The 15,247-nt window shown below is 50.0% G+C and carries 15 protein-coding genes; 9 read left to right on the top strand and 6 right to left on the bottom strand.

Annotated features, from left to right (window positions below):
• Positions 1–91: 91 nt before the first annotated feature.
• The 4 genes from AC27IB_RS12785 to AC27IB_RS12770 all read right to left on the bottom strand — a co-directional run bounded on the left by AC27IB_RS12785 (position 92) and on the right by AC27IB_RS12770 (position 5,273).
• Positions 92–1,093, bottom strand: coding sequence for a PepSY domain-containing protein (locus AC27IB_RS12785; protein ID WP_487121310.1), 1,002 nt, complete (start codon positions 1,091–1,093; stop codon positions 92–94).
• Positions 1,090–1,749 (bottom strand): PepSY domain-containing protein, encoded by a 660-nt coding sequence (locus AC27IB_RS12780; RefSeq protein WP_296047092.1) that lies wholly within the window; start codon positions 1,747–1,749, stop codon positions 1,090–1,092. The genes AC27IB_RS12785 and AC27IB_RS12780 overlap by 4 nt, the downstream gene beginning before the upstream one ends.
• A gap of 77 nt (positions 1,750–1,826) precedes the next feature.
• Entirely contained in the window at positions 1,827–3,527 is a 1,701-nt protein-coding gene (dld, locus tag AC27IB_RS12775) for a D-lactate dehydrogenase (protein WP_296047094.1), read from the bottom strand.
• A gap of 45 nt (positions 3,528–3,572) precedes the next feature.
• Positions 3,573–5,273, bottom strand: coding sequence for an L-lactate permease (locus AC27IB_RS12770; RefSeq protein ID WP_296047096.1), 1,701 nt, complete (start codon positions 5,271–5,273; stop codon positions 3,573–3,575).
• A gap of 226 nt (positions 5,274–5,499) precedes the next feature.
• Between AC27IB_RS12770 and AC27IB_RS12765 the strand changes: the two genes are divergently transcribed.
• Positions 5,500–6,405, top strand: a complete 906-nt coding sequence (locus AC27IB_RS12765) for a LysR family transcriptional regulator (protein WP_296047098.1) — start codon at positions 5,500–5,502, stop codon at positions 6,403–6,405.
• On the opposite strand, the gene AC27IB_RS12760 is transcribed toward AC27IB_RS12765, so the two are convergent.
• On the bottom strand, positions 6,402–7,529 hold the full coding sequence (locus AC27IB_RS12760) for a DcaP family trimeric outer membrane transporter (protein WP_296047100.1): 1,128 nt from the start codon (positions 7,527–7,529) through the stop codon (positions 6,402–6,404). The genes AC27IB_RS12765 and AC27IB_RS12760 overlap by 4 nt on opposite strands.
• 473 nt (positions 7,530–8,002) lie before the next feature.
• Between AC27IB_RS12760 and AC27IB_RS12755 the strand changes: the two genes are divergently transcribed.
• From AC27IB_RS12755 to AC27IB_RS12720, 8 genes are all read left to right on the top strand, one after another.
• Positions 8,003–8,542, top strand: a complete 540-nt coding sequence (locus AC27IB_RS12755) for a hypothetical protein (RefSeq protein ID WP_296047103.1) — start codon at positions 8,003–8,005, stop codon at positions 8,540–8,542.
• A gap of 159 nt (positions 8,543–8,701) precedes the next feature.
• Entirely contained in the window at positions 8,702–9,265 is a 564-nt protein-coding gene (locus AC27IB_RS12750; RefSeq protein ID WP_296047105.1) for a BON domain-containing protein, read from the top strand.
• 53 nt (positions 9,266–9,318) lie between these two features.
• Positions 9,319–9,459: a hypothetical protein gene (locus AC27IB_RS12745; RefSeq protein ID WP_296047109.1), complete on the top strand. Its 141-nt coding sequence runs from the start codon at positions 9,319–9,321 to the stop codon at positions 9,457–9,459.
• Between the two features lie 118 nt (positions 9,460–9,577).
• Positions 9,578–9,952 (top strand): hypothetical protein, encoded by a 375-nt coding sequence (locus AC27IB_RS12740; RefSeq protein WP_296047110.1) that lies wholly within the window; start codon positions 9,578–9,580, stop codon positions 9,950–9,952.
• On the top strand, positions 9,942–10,808 hold the full coding sequence (locus tag AC27IB_RS12735) for an MlaA family lipoprotein (protein WP_487121305.1): 867 nt from the start codon (positions 9,942–9,944) through the stop codon (positions 10,806–10,808). Before AC27IB_RS12740 ends, AC27IB_RS12735 begins: the two co-directional genes overlap by 11 nt.
• Positions 10,789–13,236, top strand: coding sequence for an efflux RND transporter permease subunit (locus AC27IB_RS12730; protein WP_487121303.1), 2,448 nt, complete (start codon positions 10,789–10,791; stop codon positions 13,234–13,236). Before AC27IB_RS12735 ends, AC27IB_RS12730 begins: the two co-directional genes overlap by 20 nt.
• Positions 13,229–13,678 carry a hypothetical protein gene (locus AC27IB_RS12725; RefSeq protein ID WP_487121301.1) on the top strand — a complete coding sequence of 150 codons (450 nt, stop codon included), beginning with the start codon at positions 13,229–13,231 and terminating at the stop codon, positions 13,676–13,678. The genes AC27IB_RS12730 and AC27IB_RS12725 overlap by 8 nt, the downstream gene beginning before the upstream one ends.
• Positions 13,679–13,792: 114 nt before the next feature.
• Positions 13,793–14,857, top strand: a complete 1,065-nt coding sequence (locus AC27IB_RS12720; protein ID WP_487121299.1) for an energy transducer TonB — start codon at positions 13,793–13,795, stop codon at positions 14,855–14,857.
• An 11-nt stretch (positions 14,858–14,868) separates the two neighbouring features.
• Here the strand turns inward: AC27IB_RS12720 and AC27IB_RS12715 are convergent, their stop codons facing one another.
• A complete protein-coding gene (locus AC27IB_RS12715; protein WP_487121297.1) occupies positions 14,869–15,177 on the bottom strand; it encodes a DUF1272 domain-containing protein in 309 nt (102 codons plus the stop codon).
• Positions 15,178–15,247: the final 70 nt, after the last annotated feature.

Below are 15,247 nucleotides of genomic sequence, written 5' to 3'. Positions count from 1 at the left end.
GCCTGATTTAAGTCAGGTAATAATAGCGAAAACAGGGGGTTAGCCAATGCGGCATATTGTCGCACCGGATGGTGGCCGGTTCCCTTGCGGATTAACGGTAGGGTAGTTGGAGTTGTTGACATGTTCCCGTTAGTTGCTGACAGCCCAGGCGGATCCCGCTGGCGAGTTGTTGCTCGCTGAGGTGATAGTGTTCAACGTCATTTACCGGAGTATCAGCGCTGCATTGTACGCGGCACTTCCCGCAGGTGCCGGCCCCGCCACATTCTGAGGGCAGCTCAATATTATGCTTGCTGAGGGCATTAAATACGGTGTCGGTTGGTCGAACCTCAAGTCTGGCAGGCTCTGCAGTGGATGCAAAGTTAATAGTTAGCGTTACGGGCGTTGCCGACTGTGCAGCCGGCCGTTGGCGCGAACCAAAAATCAACAGGTAGCCGCCACTTAATGATAACAGGCAGGTGGCAGTGGCAAAGACGATGATCAGCGGATGATTAAAAAAACCGCTGCCCGAATAGTCCATAAAATGTAAGGTAAACATCAGGTCATCAAAGCGCTGTCGATCATTGGTGTGCTTAATAACGTGGCCGGTTAATGCATCTAAATAAATTGCCGTGCTGTATTCATCCGCAAAGCGAACCTGCCATAAAGGGTTTTGCTGGCGCGGCAGATCGTCAATGGGCGGGCTGATTAGCACCGGCTTACTGCCTGTAGCACGGCCAGAATAGGCCTGCGCGGCTATTTTGGCTATCTGCTCAGGACTGATTTGCCAGGGTACTCCGGTGGTGGCGTTGAAGAGTCGGCGTTGTTTTAAATAGTAATCATGCAGAGGCTGATTGTAATCAAACTGGTAATAGGGGGAACCCAGTACCCAGACAAGGGAAATGGCCACCGGCGGTGGTGCCGCTATTGCCTGAACAGGGTAAAGCTGGCGTCCGGGTAAATAGCCTTCATGCTGAACAAGCCGCTCAGTGGTGACATTGTCAGCGCTATCCATCAGACTGTTAAAATACAAACCGGTAGTCAGCCAGATGAGCAGCTGCATGAACACCAGTAGTGCCAGCCATTTATGCCAGTTGGCCATCAACAGGCGCATCATAATGCGGGTCTCCTGCGTCTTGCCAGGCGCAATATAAGCAATGTCAGGCCACTCAGGGCTGCCAGCACAGAGACCAGCGATACCGTTCGTAACCAGCCGTTAGTGACATTTTCGCCATCGTCATAGTCCATAATATGCAGCCGCCACATCCAGTCGAATACATACCAGTAATTATGCCGCCGGCGAATAATACGGCCGCTTTGCTGTTCGATATACAAAGTGGATGAAGCGAAGTCATCAAACCTGACTACCCATAAAGGGTTTAATGCACCGTCGGCCGCACGGGAGATTAAAGGCGACACTTTTTCGATTACCGCTGAGCCGGTATAGGCGGCTTCGGCAATTTTTCGGGCCTGAGCCTGGCTGAGTAAGTCTACCGGCAAGCCGGTTATCGCATCCACTACATGCACAGTACGCTGACCGCTGGCTGAACGAAAACGGTACACCGGTTTTTGCAGCAGGGTTACCAATGTAATAGCGGTAGCGTCCGGGTAGTCCTCAAGCAGATGCGACGTTGAATAAGTAATGTCATTAAGCTGTAGAGGCACACTTGAAGGGTGGGTAAGTGGTTCGCCATGAATAAAATGGATGTCCAGACAAACCATGTAAAGGCCGGTAACGGCCCACAGAATAAACTGCAGGCCCACAAATCGCATCAACCATTTATGAAGTGTTCTTGTCTTTTTTATCACGGTTTAACGGCTGTAGCCCAAAAGCGTCAGAAAACCACAATTTAGCAGCAACTGCAATTGCGCTTATGTTTTTCCAGTTTGCCCACACCAGGATTAAAGGTGTTGGTAGGATCAATTCGCTGATAGAACGCCGCTAAGCCTTCTTCGGCTTTGTACAGATGACCGACGTTATGTTCCGCCGGGTATTTAGCGCCCCGGCTGTCCAGTATTCGTAGCATCTCTGCCTTAACCTTTTTGGCATCCACACCTTTTTTCAGAACATAGTCCTGATGGAATACATGGCAGAAAAAATGCCCGTAATAGAGTGATTTATCAATTTTACCGGCCAGCTCGTCGGGCAGTTTTTCGACCCAGTCATGTTCGTTACGACGCAGCGCAATGTCCAGCGCCAGGATTTCACCGACGTCTTTTTGATGCAGCAACTGGTAACGCACGGCGGCGCCAGCGGCGGCAAAGCGATGCAGAAAGGCACTGCCTGACTCGCGCTCGGTGCACTCAAAAAAGTCGCCTACCTGTTCATTGTCACTGAAGAAGGCGGGTAAAAAGGCCTGGGCCTCGGCAATGCCTTCGTCACTCATTTTTAAAATCAGATGATGTTCATATTTTTCACGAAACGCCAGCATACGATCGGGTAGGTGTTCTCGCAGTAGGCCTGATACACCTTGCATAATACGATCGGTAAGGAAGTCAGGAACGAAGGAGATCTTATTAAGCACCGCGTCAATGCGACCTTTAAGCGCGAACATTTTCGGCAACCGGTCGGTGCCCAGGTGTTTCACACTTAAAAAGGTATCCTTGCCATATTTTGCGGCGATATCAAAAATGTCACGGTGAATATATTCGCCCACTTCCGGCAACTGGGTAAATTCAGCCAGGATATGGCGGCGCAAACGGGTCAGTGTATCGGGATTATTCGTACCGATGTAGAAGGTTTTTTCCTGTTTGGCAACCTCAAAAGTATCTAATCGCACGGCAAACACTGCCAGTTTACCGGCACAGCCACTGGCTTCAAACAGGCGGCTGGTGTCGGCGTTAAAGCGGCTGGGAGTATCGGCATCCACATCGCGCAGGCGTTCGCTGTAATCTGACGCACTGGCCTTTTTATTGGTAGCGGTAATAGTGCAATCAAAACGGCCACTTTCTAAGTTGGTAAGGATTTCTTCCGGCGTATCGCCCAGTTCGATGTCGAGGTGATTAACCAATTCGAGCCTGCCTTCAGCGGTTACCTGAGCGAACAGGGCCAGCTCGGTATAGGCCGGACCACGTTTCACCAACGCGCCGCCCGAGTTATTCGCTACACCGCCCACAATGGAAGCGCCTAAACACGATGAACCGATCACCGAGTGGGGCGCGCGGGATAGCGGTTTCAATGTGGTTTCCAGTTTATGCAGGGTGGTACCGGGAAAACTCAGCACCTGTTCGCCGTTTCCAAGCACCATAAGGTCATCCATGACCAGGGTGTTAATGACCACCACTTCACGGTCGTAATCATTGCCACTGGGGGTTGAACCTTCGGTAAGGCCGGTTTTGGCGGCTTGCATAATAATAATGCAGTTGTTGTCGACACAGATCTGCAGGGTCTGCCACAGCTTCAGCAGGGTATCAGGAAACAATACGGCCAGCGCTGCGCCTGAGCCTGAGCGCCAACCCGAACGATAATGTTCGGTACGGCGGTCGCCTGTAGCAACCTTATCCTCTCCGAGGAGCTGAATAAACTGCGAGAGAATGGGCGAATGACTCATGGTGTAACTCCTGTGTTCAGACCCGGAATATCGGTAATTATCATGTCAGCTTAACGGACCACTCAGGTTCAGGCCATATATGGCCAGCATTATAATGGCGCCGGATAGTGCCACATAATAGAGCGTAGGTAACAGTGTTTTACGTAGAGTGGTGCCCTCCTGACCGAGTAATCCAACCGTGGCACTGGCTGCCACTACATTATGGATAGCAATCATGTTACCTGCCGCGGCGCCAACAGCCTGGCCGGCAATTATGACAGCTGGCGAGAGATTGAGACTTATCGCGGCTTCAAACTGAAACTGACTGAACATCATATTCGATACCGTATTAGAACCGGCAATGAATGCGCCTAATGCGCCGATAGTAGGGCTGATGAGCGGGAATGCGTCGCCAAAGATACGGGCAAACAACAGCGCACTGCTCATTGGCATACTGGGCAGGTCTGCTAGATTAACCCCGGAATTGATGAACAGTCGCACCATGGGGATGGTAAACATCAATACAAAGCCGGCACCAATAATGGTTTTACCCGAATCTTTTAAGGCTGTGGTAAAAGTATGCTGGCGACTCTGACCATGGCTCTGAAAGATTATGGCGACCAATGCGGCAATCAGCAGCAGGCCGCCGGGCAGGTAGAGTGGACTGAATGCAGCGCTGACGCCCGCTTCACCAAGAATATCGGTCATACCAATGCTAAGACCACTCAGTAACGACTTTACTTCACCTGATACCCTGGATATAACCAGTAAAATCGCTACCAGTACGTAAGGTGTCCAGGCTTTAAACTGTGACATAGGTTGGTTGCCCACGTAATCGTTGGCGTTGATTTCGAGCATCCCCAGCCAGGCTTTTGGCCATTCTGCTTTGGGGGCAAAGTCCCATTGCTGTGTGGGCATCAGAAAGCCGCGCTTGGCTGCATTAACCACTACCAGCAGGCTGAACAGACCGCCGATCAATGACGGGAATTCAGGACCCAGAAAAATACCGGTCAGCGCATAGGGCAGGGTAAACATGAGTCCCGCAAACAGGGCGAAGGGCAATACCGCAAAGCCTTCTTTCCAACTGCGATTCGGGCCAAAAAAGCGGGTCAGGAAAATAACCATTAACAGCGGCATAAGCGTGCCAACAATGCCATGGATAATGGCTACCTGGGTCGTGATCAACTGAATAAATTGTTCCCAGCTCCAGCCTTCCTGAGCCAGTTGCTGGCTAATCGATGCGCCATCCAGGCCGTTATTGACGCCAATGATGATTGGCGTCCCTACTGCGCCAAACGAAACCGGTGTGCTTTGTACCATCATGCCGATCATTACCGCTGCCAGTGCCGGAAAACCTAAAGCTACCATGAGTGGGGCTGCTATCGCGGCGGGCGTACCGAAGCCAGAAGCCCCCTCCAGAAAAGTGCCGAAACACCAGGCAATAATAATGGCCTGTACCCGGCGATCGGGGGAAACCTGGGCAAAGCCTTGTCGTATGGTTTGGATCGCGCCGGTATACTTCAGCGTATTAAGTAAAAATATCGCACCAAAAACAATCCACAGGACCGAAACGGTAACAATGAGCCCCTGAATAATGGACGCTGCCACACGTTGACCACTCATGTCCCACACCAGCAACGCCAGTAGCGCGGTAGTGATGAGCACCGCGGGCATGGCTTTTCTGGCCGGCCACTGAAAGCCCAGCAGTAACAGCGCCGAAAGCCCGATTGGTAACAATGCCAGCAAGCCCAGCGTGACATCACTCATAGTGTTTCTCCTGAATCATTATCACCCCGGGGTGAATTTAGCGGAAAGGGTACGTATTTATTGTCGTGGTCTGCTACCAAAGTTTAATGTTTCTGCGGTGTAGAAATAATGTAACAGACTTTGCTTTGTGCTGTGGACTCTACAATTGTGCCGGCTGTTAATCTATATTCAGATGCAATATGATTGTTTCCTTTTTTGCACTAATAAATGAGCCAGGGTGAATTCAATGTTCAAAGCCGATGACATGTTGCTGTTTGTTCACGTGGTGGAAGAAGGTTCATTTTCACGGGTATCGGCTAAGTATGAAATTACCATGTCGGTGGTCAGTAAGCGGGTGGCCCGGTTGGAGAAAGCCCTCAACGTACAGCTATTGTATCGCACTACTCGCAAGCTGAGCCTTACTGACGCCGGTCAGGCGCTGTATAAAAAAGCCAAACTCGCTCAGCAGGCACTACAAGACGCTCAGGATGTAGTGGCGGGTTACAGCAGTGACACTCGCGGTAGAATAAAAATGACGATGCCGGTGGTAACGGCCAACCTGGTGCTGAATCAGGCATTAGTTGAGTTTTGCGAACAATACCCGGGCATTGAAGTAGAACTTCGGGTGACTAACCGGGTGGTAGATATTCTTGATGAAGGCTTTGACCTGGCGATCCGAACCGCTAACCTGGCAGATTCGTCGCTGGTCGCCAGGCGTTTGGTGGATTCTAACTGGGTGGTATGTGCAACGCCAGAATATCTGCAAACCTATGGAGAACCGGCACATCCGGACGAGCTGGAAAAGCATCACTGCCTGTTGTACAAGTATGAGGGGACTAAACCCGAAGCCTGGTTATTTCGCCTGGATGGTGAAGATAAACTGATGGCCGTGCAGGGTCGGTATCGCACTAATACTCTCGATACCCTCAAGCATGGCGTGCTGGCCGGTTTTGGCCTGGCCTATTTACCCAGAGCGCTTATCCATGAAGAACTGGAGGCGGGCAAACTGGTGTCGGTGCTGTCGCCATATGTTGCCAAGGAGCTTGGCATTTATGCTGTGTATCCGGGGTCACGCCAGCCCGACAAAAAGCTCAACCTGCTGGTTGAGCATTTCCGTCAGGCACTGCAGCGTAAAAAGCAGTATTTTGCTTAAAACGACATTTGTGCCGAAAGCTGCAGGTAGTCTGAATCCACGGCGATAATCCCTTCATCGTCTATGGCGTAGTTACCATATTCCACACCCACTTTGAGGTGTTTGTTAACCTGATTAATCAGATTAATACCCCATTGTGACCGTTTCTTTTCCAGTACCTCTGTTTCTGCCGTGCCAAAATAGGCCGTTGAACGCAGGGTGTCACTCCAGTGATGACGAAATGAAAAACTGTAGGCCAGGGTTTCTTCCACTTCAATTTCATCGTTGGCCGGGTTGCGCACAATATCCGGTGTCATGGCGGCAGAAGCATAGCGACCGGGTTTGCCACCAGTTACCTGAAACCGAAAATCGTCGCCTTCGAAGATGTTGATTACGCCAGCCAGATTCGCGGCAAATGCCGTTTCATCGATACCGCCTTCATCTACCTGGCGAAGCATTGCTGCCACGGCTACCCAACCCCATTCTGCGGTATGGGTGTAACGGGTTACGAGATCGGGTATCGACTCATCCGCATCGGCGTCATCGCCGCTCAATCCGATGGCACTGGAAGGCGTACCAATATCCCCATCGCCCCAGGTTTCGGGGTTTTCCAGGGCGAATTCCCAATTGTCGTAGGTGTAGCGCACCAACACCGCCCGCATAAAGGCTTCGCCAATAAACGGGCCGCCGAAGTCCAGTGTTTCGGGCATCGAACGAACCGGCATAAAGGTGCTCCAGGCCTGGCCAGCAGTCCAGTTCTGGTAAGTGAAATACAAATGCCGTAGGCGCGGATTTGAAGAGTTACTGATAATTTCGTTGCCGCCACCGCCGTAGAAGTCAATTTCAACGAAGCCGGTGATATCGCCATAATCGACTTTCAGGTTGACCCGGGATTCTCGCACGTTAAAGCCGGTATGAGAGGTTTCGGTAGGCTCGCCGCCGGGGTAATTGGCTACCCAGTAATCCTGATAGGCGATGTCACCATTGACATGACGGATGTCCATCTTGACATACCCGCCGATGGCGACCACGGCTTTGTTTTCGCCTTCGCCCTGATTATAGATTTCGACGGCAGACACTGGCGAAGTAAACAGTGCCGAGGTTAGCCCCGCTGCAGCAAGGGTTTTGATGTTGAATGCATGCATAGAAAAAACCATTAATTTGAGTATGAAAAATCAGCCACGTAATGTACGAATATTCACAGTGGCGATATATGCTTAATGAAGAACACATTGTTTCTAAAAATGCATAAATGAATCCGGACGGAGTCATTAAAGAAGAAACACCTGAGTCGGTTTCGCTGACTTCAGGCATGACCTCAGTGTACCGAAGAAGAAAACAGGCATACTGATGCAGGTCAAAAAAGCTACAGGAATCAAAGGACTTCATTTTGCGCGGCGAGCTTAACTGCTCTGCCGACCACTGTCGCTCAAATTCACCCGCACTCAGTGTGATTGCTTAAATGCGCAGCAGTTATGTTAACGAGTTGACCACATTGTCATAATTTCCTGTAAAAACATGCGTTAGGCGTTAAATTGCCGAGCAATAATCATTGTGCGTGACGGTCATTTAGGTAAGATACAAGCATCACCCTATCTAAACCGCTGAAGCACCTAAAGTGAACGCAAAAAGTCAGGTCTCTCTACTGGAGTTAGCACCACAAGAAATTAAACACGCAAAAGTGATTGCTGGCGTGTCACCCTATGTACTGCGCAGAGTGTTTGGCTTTTGGGTTGTGTTTGTGGCGGCTATTGGCGGTCTGGTCACGGTTGCTCCGGATTTATCTGATACCTTCGTGACAATGACCTTAGGAGTCCTGCTGCTATTTACCTTCCTGATTTTTTATCAAAGTCGAATTGCAGAAGGCTGGCCAGCGATTATTCATTACCACAAGCGTATTGGTGTGGTTCAGGACCCAGTGGCCCGGCGATTTTTATTTGTGGCCGATCACCTGGTGACAGATGCTAAGCCTCACGTGCTAACGCCGAATAAAAAAGCAGTAGCGATACAGATTGATGACAGTCAGCTAACCGATGAAGATAAATCCCTGTTGCAACAAGCCATTTGGCCGGAAGACAACAGCCTTATTGCGCTGAGTTATTTTAAGAAGCGTGAGAATATCTGCGCGTCGGTTAAAGCTATCGTGGGTAACGACTGACCTTATACTTTTGGGTAATTTCTTCATAGTGTCGAGAAATCGCTACACTTAATTGCGTACCCAAATCTTTCTTTTTAATTAAATCCTTTTAAAACAATACCTTAAATATTGGCCTGAATCTCGCAACAGTCACTTCGAATTCTCAATCGGAGCGACATTATGAAACGTTCAGTACTTTCTTTAATGGTTGTAGGTGTTATTACGGCATCAGCCGCTGGTCCGGCTTTAGCTGACTCAAAATGGGAAGATAAGGCCAAGGATGCCTGGATCGATGGTAAAGCTGAAGCGACACTGTTGTTCAATACTCATCTCAATTCTTTCGACATCAATACCGACGTTCAGGAAGGCGTCATTGTTCTGACCGGTAAAGTCGACAGCAGCGTTGATAAGAAACTGGCCGAAGAACTGGTCACCGGCATCGAGGGAGTTGCTTCGGTTGATAACCGTCTGACCATCCTTGAGGACGATGACGAGGAAATGATCAGTGAAGAAACCTCAAACGATTTAACCGACGCCAAAATTGCCACGGTAGTGAAATCCCGCTTACTGATGGACAGTGACATTTCGGGTCTGGACATCGACGTCGATGTTGAAGACAGCGAAGTCACTCTTAAAGGGACCGTTGGTAGTGAAGCAGAGCGCGCTCTGGCGGTAGAAATTGCCAAAAACGCTTCTGAAGTTAAATCCGTAGACGATCAGCTTTCAGTGGTCGAATCAGAATAAATCTAATGGCGGTGAGTCATCCTGGCTGACCGCCTTTTTGCATGGAACTGCACATGAATAATACCGAAAAAAATCCCGCTACACCTGATCATAAACCTGGCATTTTCAACTGGTTTGCACGATACGAAGAATCGGCCCATCCCAGTGAGTATGAAGTTAATCTGTCAGCTTCAGAGAAGCAGGAAGCCGACTAGCAAAATCGTCGGTAGCAAGTGCAAGAATCCGTGAGTAGCAAAACATTGAGCAGCGCAGTTGGACGCAAACAGCCGACGCTCTGTAAGCACTAATTTTCTAACAACCGTGGTGATAACTATGCGAAATTTAACCAAATGGGCATTAGGATCTCTACTGGTTTGCAGCGGTGTTTTGGCAGCCAGTCAAACAACAACCGTGTCACAAACCGTCAATCGTTCGGTATCCGAATGGGCTGGCAGTGACACCGCAATGCAGATGCGATTGCATTCAGCGGCCCTTCAGGAACTGGAGGCGAGCGTTGCTGTTACGCAATTTGACAGCGCCAAACGCATGCACACTTTGCGGCTCAAACGGATTATGCATTACATCAGTCAGGCGCGGGCCTACGAACAGCAGAACTGGCAGTATAACCGCGATGATGCGGTGCAGCGGGCCAGCAATATTTTGCGTCATCATCAGATGAAAACCGGACAGGGCAGTTATGTTTTATAAAGTTGTATTCCCGGCCGCGTTGCTGGCTCTAACGGGATGTTCTTCGGTACCGCCCCCCCCTGAGAACGGGCAAAAGGCCGTCTCATCCAGGGAGGCCAACCGTTCTCAGGCTACCCCACAAGAGCAGCTTAGCGCCGGCCAGAACGTCACCCTGAAAACTTCTCAGGGGGAGCTGAATATCACACCTGCGGTGGTGTCGGTAGCCAATGCTCCGGCGGTCAATCCAACCACTGCGCCAGTATACAATGACCCATGGGAAGGTTTTAATCGCTCGGTATTTGCCTTCAATCATGCGGCCTACGAATATGTCTTAATTCCGGTTAGCGACGGCTATAAAACGGTGGTACCAGGTCCCGTGCGTTCTTCTGTAGGTAATTTCTTCGCTAATTTGCGTGAGCCTCTGAATCTTTTAAATAACCTGTTTTCCGGCGAAGTGTCTGATGCGGGTTCAAACCTGGGGCGGTTTTTAATTAATTCAACGGTCGGGCTGCTCGGCTTATTTGACCCGGCCACGAGCTGGTTTGAAATCGATCCAAAACGACGCTCAGTGGGGGATACGCTGGCAAGTTACGGTGTTGGTTCGGGCCCCTATCTGGTATTGCCCTTGCTCGGACAAAGTGATGTCAGAGGCGGCTTTTCGGTGATGACGGAAGGGTTTATTCACCCGGTTAATCACGTGGCAGATTCGCCGCAAAACTATCAACTCAGAGCCTTTGATGGTGTCGACGATTTTTCCGAGCAGTCAGAAACCTACCAAAATTTGTATCAAAACGCCGACGATCCCTATTTGTACTTCCGTAATCAGTATTTGCAGGGCCAGGCCAGGGACTCGTTGTATGAAGAATCGACTGATTAGTACGCTTGCTACAGGCATTGTAAAATGGCGCTGGGCGGTGGTAATTGCATTTACCGTGTTACTGGCAGGAGCCTTAACCGGCGTTGGTAAATTTAAAATTGCGGCATCGGCCGACACTTTGCTGGTAAAAGACAATAAACTCTACATCCAGACTCAGGTCGCGCAGCAAACTTTTAGTCCCGACGAGTTTATCCTGTTGGCTTATGAACCTCGCGAGCACGATGTGTTCAGTGAGCAAACGTTCAGCGATCTGAGCCAGTTGCAGCAGGAAATCAAACAGATCCCACGGGTTGAAAGTGTTACTTCAATCCTGACAGTTCCCCTTATTGACAGTGCTGAGGCGCTGACCGGTCAGACCGAAGTCAGTGAGTTAACCTGGCAGCAGCAGCACTATTCCGCCAAAAAGATGAAAGCTCTGGTGAGTGGCCATCCTATTTTTACCGACCTGCTGATTAACCGCGACAATACGGCAACCTCTATTCAGATAGTGTTTAAGCCGAACCCTGAGCTGGTCGACATTGAGCAGCAAATTACCGCTATCCAGGCAAATTTGCTAAGCCGCGAACTCAGTGCAGAGGAGCAGGAACAGCTCGAAGCCCTGAAAGCGCAGGCGGAACCCTTGCGGGAGCAGTTAACCCAAACCCGCAAGGAGGAAATCAAACAGCTTAACGAAATCACTCAGCCCATCAATCAACGGGCAAATACCTACCTGGGCGGCTCCTACGTGGTCGGACAGCATCTGATTGACATTATCAAATCCGATCTGGTGATCTTTGGTCTCGCTATTGCATTGGTGGTGGCGTTACTTCTGGCTATATTGTTCCGCCGGGTGAAATGGGTGGTGTTCCCCTTATTAAGTTGTGGCCTGAGTGTGACCCTGACAATTGGCGCACTGGGCTGGGCAGATTTAAGGGCGACAGTGATCTCGGCTAACTTTGTGGCGCTCCAGATTATTCTGACCCTGGCAGTTATGATCCATATGCTTGGCAGCTATCGCTACATCGCCCGTGAAAAACCGCAAACCGACCAGCATAATCGCGTTGAGCTGATGCTTAAAGACAAGCTCAGCCCGTGTTTTTTTGCCTCGCTTACCACCAGTGTAGGCTTTGCCGCTTTGCTATTCAGCGGCCTGGAGCCGGTGATTTCCTTTGGCCTGATGATGCTAATAGCCATGGTGATTTCACAACTGGTGAGTCTTATTCTGTTTCCGGCATTATTAGCCTTATTACCCGCCGGCAGCGAAGCTGATGATTATTCCTTTATCCGTACCATTTTACATCGCAGCCGTCAGCTAACGCTTAATAAACCGGGTATAACCATTGTTGGTACGGGTCTGGTATTTGTTGCCCTGAGTGTAGGGATCACCCGGCTTAACGTGGAAAACTCATTTATTGATTATTTCGCTGACGATACCCAGGTGCACCGTGAGCTGGCGTATATTGATCAGGAATTTGGCGGTACTACGGCATTGGATATCATTCTGGATGTTACCGATAAACCAGACGATCCGTCATTAATCATCAGTGCCGACAGTGTGAATCAACTGCAATTAGTGCAGCAAGCCGTGACGGCTTTTGAAGCCACTGGTAGCGTAACGTCGCTGGCGAATTTTACCGAACTGGCCACCCAGCTTAATAATGGCCGCCCGCTTACCGAATACGAACTGACCAGCATTTACTATTTGCTTAACGAGAAGGTGGTTAATCAGTTGGTCGGTGCGTATTTCTCTGAACAGGACCAGCGCCTGAGAGTGGCCATTCGCGTACAGGACACCACCGAAGGCCTTGATCGCGAACAGTTTCTGAATAATTTAAAACAGGATCTGGCTACGGCGGGTATCCAGAGTGAACAGTATCAGTTAACCAGTTTATTCGTGTTATACCAGGATATTCTGAGTCGCTTATTTGACTCGCAAATTACTACGCTGGGGCTGGTATATGTGGCTCTGGGGCTGGTGTTTTTGTTGATTTTCCGCTCTGTTAAAGTGGCGCTTATTGCCTTGCTGCCAAACGTATTAACCACCCTGGCAATTCTTGGCGTGATTGGCTGTGCCGGTATTCCGCTGGATATTATGACCATTACCATTGCAGCCATTGCCATGGGGATCGCAGTGGACGACACCTTACATTTTGTGCATAGCTACATGGCCGGGTTAAAGGCCGGGAGTGGGCAGGCGGTGCCTGCTGCAGAAGAAGCCTTTAAACACAGTGGACTGGCCATTTTAATGACGACTACGGTCATCGCGGTAGGGTTTTCACTGTTTGGTTTTTCTGATTTTCTGCCCAGTGTGTATTTCGGACTGCTGACGGCGCTTGCCATGATTATGGCGCTGGTGGCTGACCTCACGTTATTGCCAGCACTGCTAAACAAGCTGGTGGCTAGCCAATCTGATCCTGCTGAACCACAAGGAGATAAAGCAAATGTCTGATGTATTGCGTAATGGATGGCTGAAAGATATCTCAGCGCGATTTTTTGCCGGCCTTTTTATGTGCGTATCGGCTACGATGATTGTGATGGCGGGGCTGCATTTTTATCAGGGCTTTGCTCCGGACAAGGATTTTGTGTCGGCGGTGATTAAGGCCGTGAATGATTTATTTATTGCCCTGGCGACCTACGAGCTGGCTATGGGCATTTTTAAGGAGTACCGGCACAATCAGGAAGACGACCTGTTTATGTCCATTCGCCGCACCGTTACCCGCTTTGTCAGCGTGGTGGTTATTGCTCTGGTGCTGGAAGGCCTGATTATGATTATTAAGTACAGTCAGCTGGATCTTGCCGGCAACCTGTTCTATCCGGTAGCGGTTGTAGTGGCAGCCAGTTTGCTGCTGATGTCGCTGGGGTTATTTTTACGCTGGTCTCGTGATATCTGATCCCGCCGTTAGAGATTGAGGCAAAAACCGCGCATTCAGTCAGGGTCGTTGAAGTTACCGCTTTTATCAGCTATGGTGATGTTTATTAAATCATTTTAAGGAAGGAATGATTCCATGCGCAGCCCCTCATCTTATCAAATTGCTCCCTTAGCATTCGCCTTGTTTTCTGCCGCCAGCCTGGCACAGTCAGAAGCACCAGTTGCAGAACATATCGCTACCGTTGTGGAGGCCCAGCCGCTTAAACGGGTGGACCCTCAGTATCCGGTCTCGTCGGCCCGAAAAAGTCAGGAAGGCTGGGTGAAAGTGAGTTTCGTGATCAACAAGGATGGCGAAGTGGAAGATCCTGTAGTACAGGACTCCAGCGGATTAAAAGCCTTTGAAAAAGCCACACTGCGAGCCATTAAACGTTGGCAGTACAGTCCTGCCACCCAGGATGGCGAAGTGATTCAACAATGCCGAAACATGGTGCAAATTGATTTCAGACTGTCCGGTTCCAAAGGGGTTACCCGCAAGTTTATGCGGCGTTATAAGGACGTTGCAGAGGCTATAAACAATAAAGATTTGGCCCTGGCTGAAGCCTTGATTGCCGAGATGAAGGACGACCAGCTGTGGAATCATACCGAGAGCGCCTATTTCTGGCTGGCAGACTCTCATTATGCCAAAGCCATTGATGATCCGGACCGCGAGCTAAAAAGTGTGCGTCGCGCACGGGCTATCGACAATGATGCCATTCGCGAATCAACCGCCCATTATTTGCTGGAACGCGAGTTTGTGTTGTCCATTGCAAAAAGTGAGTACAACGAAGCAATGAAAGCCTATTCCAGGCTGGAAACCCTGCTTGATGACGAGCCGGAAAAACTGGCGCAACTGGCCCCTTATGCCGAGAAAGTAAAAGCGTTGGTGCAGGGCACCGAGCCCATGGTGCGTAAAGCGAGTATTAACAAGGAAGGGCGGTTATTCCATCAGCTTAGTCGTAATGCCTTTGCGCTTGATATTGCCGAGGGCGATTTGGATGAAGTGCAGATCCGTTGTGATAACAAGCTCTCTCGCTATACGGCGGTGAGCAAGTCAGAATGGCACATCCCCTCATCATGGGGTCAATGCTCTGTGTATGTATCCGGTTCTCCCGGCGCGCAGTTTGAGGTGGTTGAACTGGGTGAATACATCGGCGAAATTTAATTCGTCGCGCCTTAACGCTGCCAGGGCGGAATCGCTTTTACCTGCGCCGCAAAGGCTTTGATTTCGGCCGGGCTCTTAGTGGTTTTTACCCGCGCTGTGGAGGCCGGTTGATGAGACAGGCTAACGCCATCACGGCGCGCTGTTTTTGGCCTGACGGGCCGCCGCGTAAAACCGCCTCCGCAATTCGGGCAAACATTACTCAGTAAGTCATTGACACAGTCTAAACAAAAGGTGCATTCATAAGAACAAATCATCGCTTCTGTCGCATCGGGCGGCAGATCGCAATCACATCCTTCGCAATTGGGCTTTAAAACGAGCAAGAGATTCTCCTTAACTTATTAATAGCAGTAGGGTTATTTTATTAATGTGATTTAGCGTACACTAAGCCTT

This window comes from Alteromonas sp. 4NH20-0104 (assembly GCF_057547795.1).
Note: the sequence above shows the minus strand (reverse complement) of the source record. Positions and strands in the feature narration are given on the sequence as shown.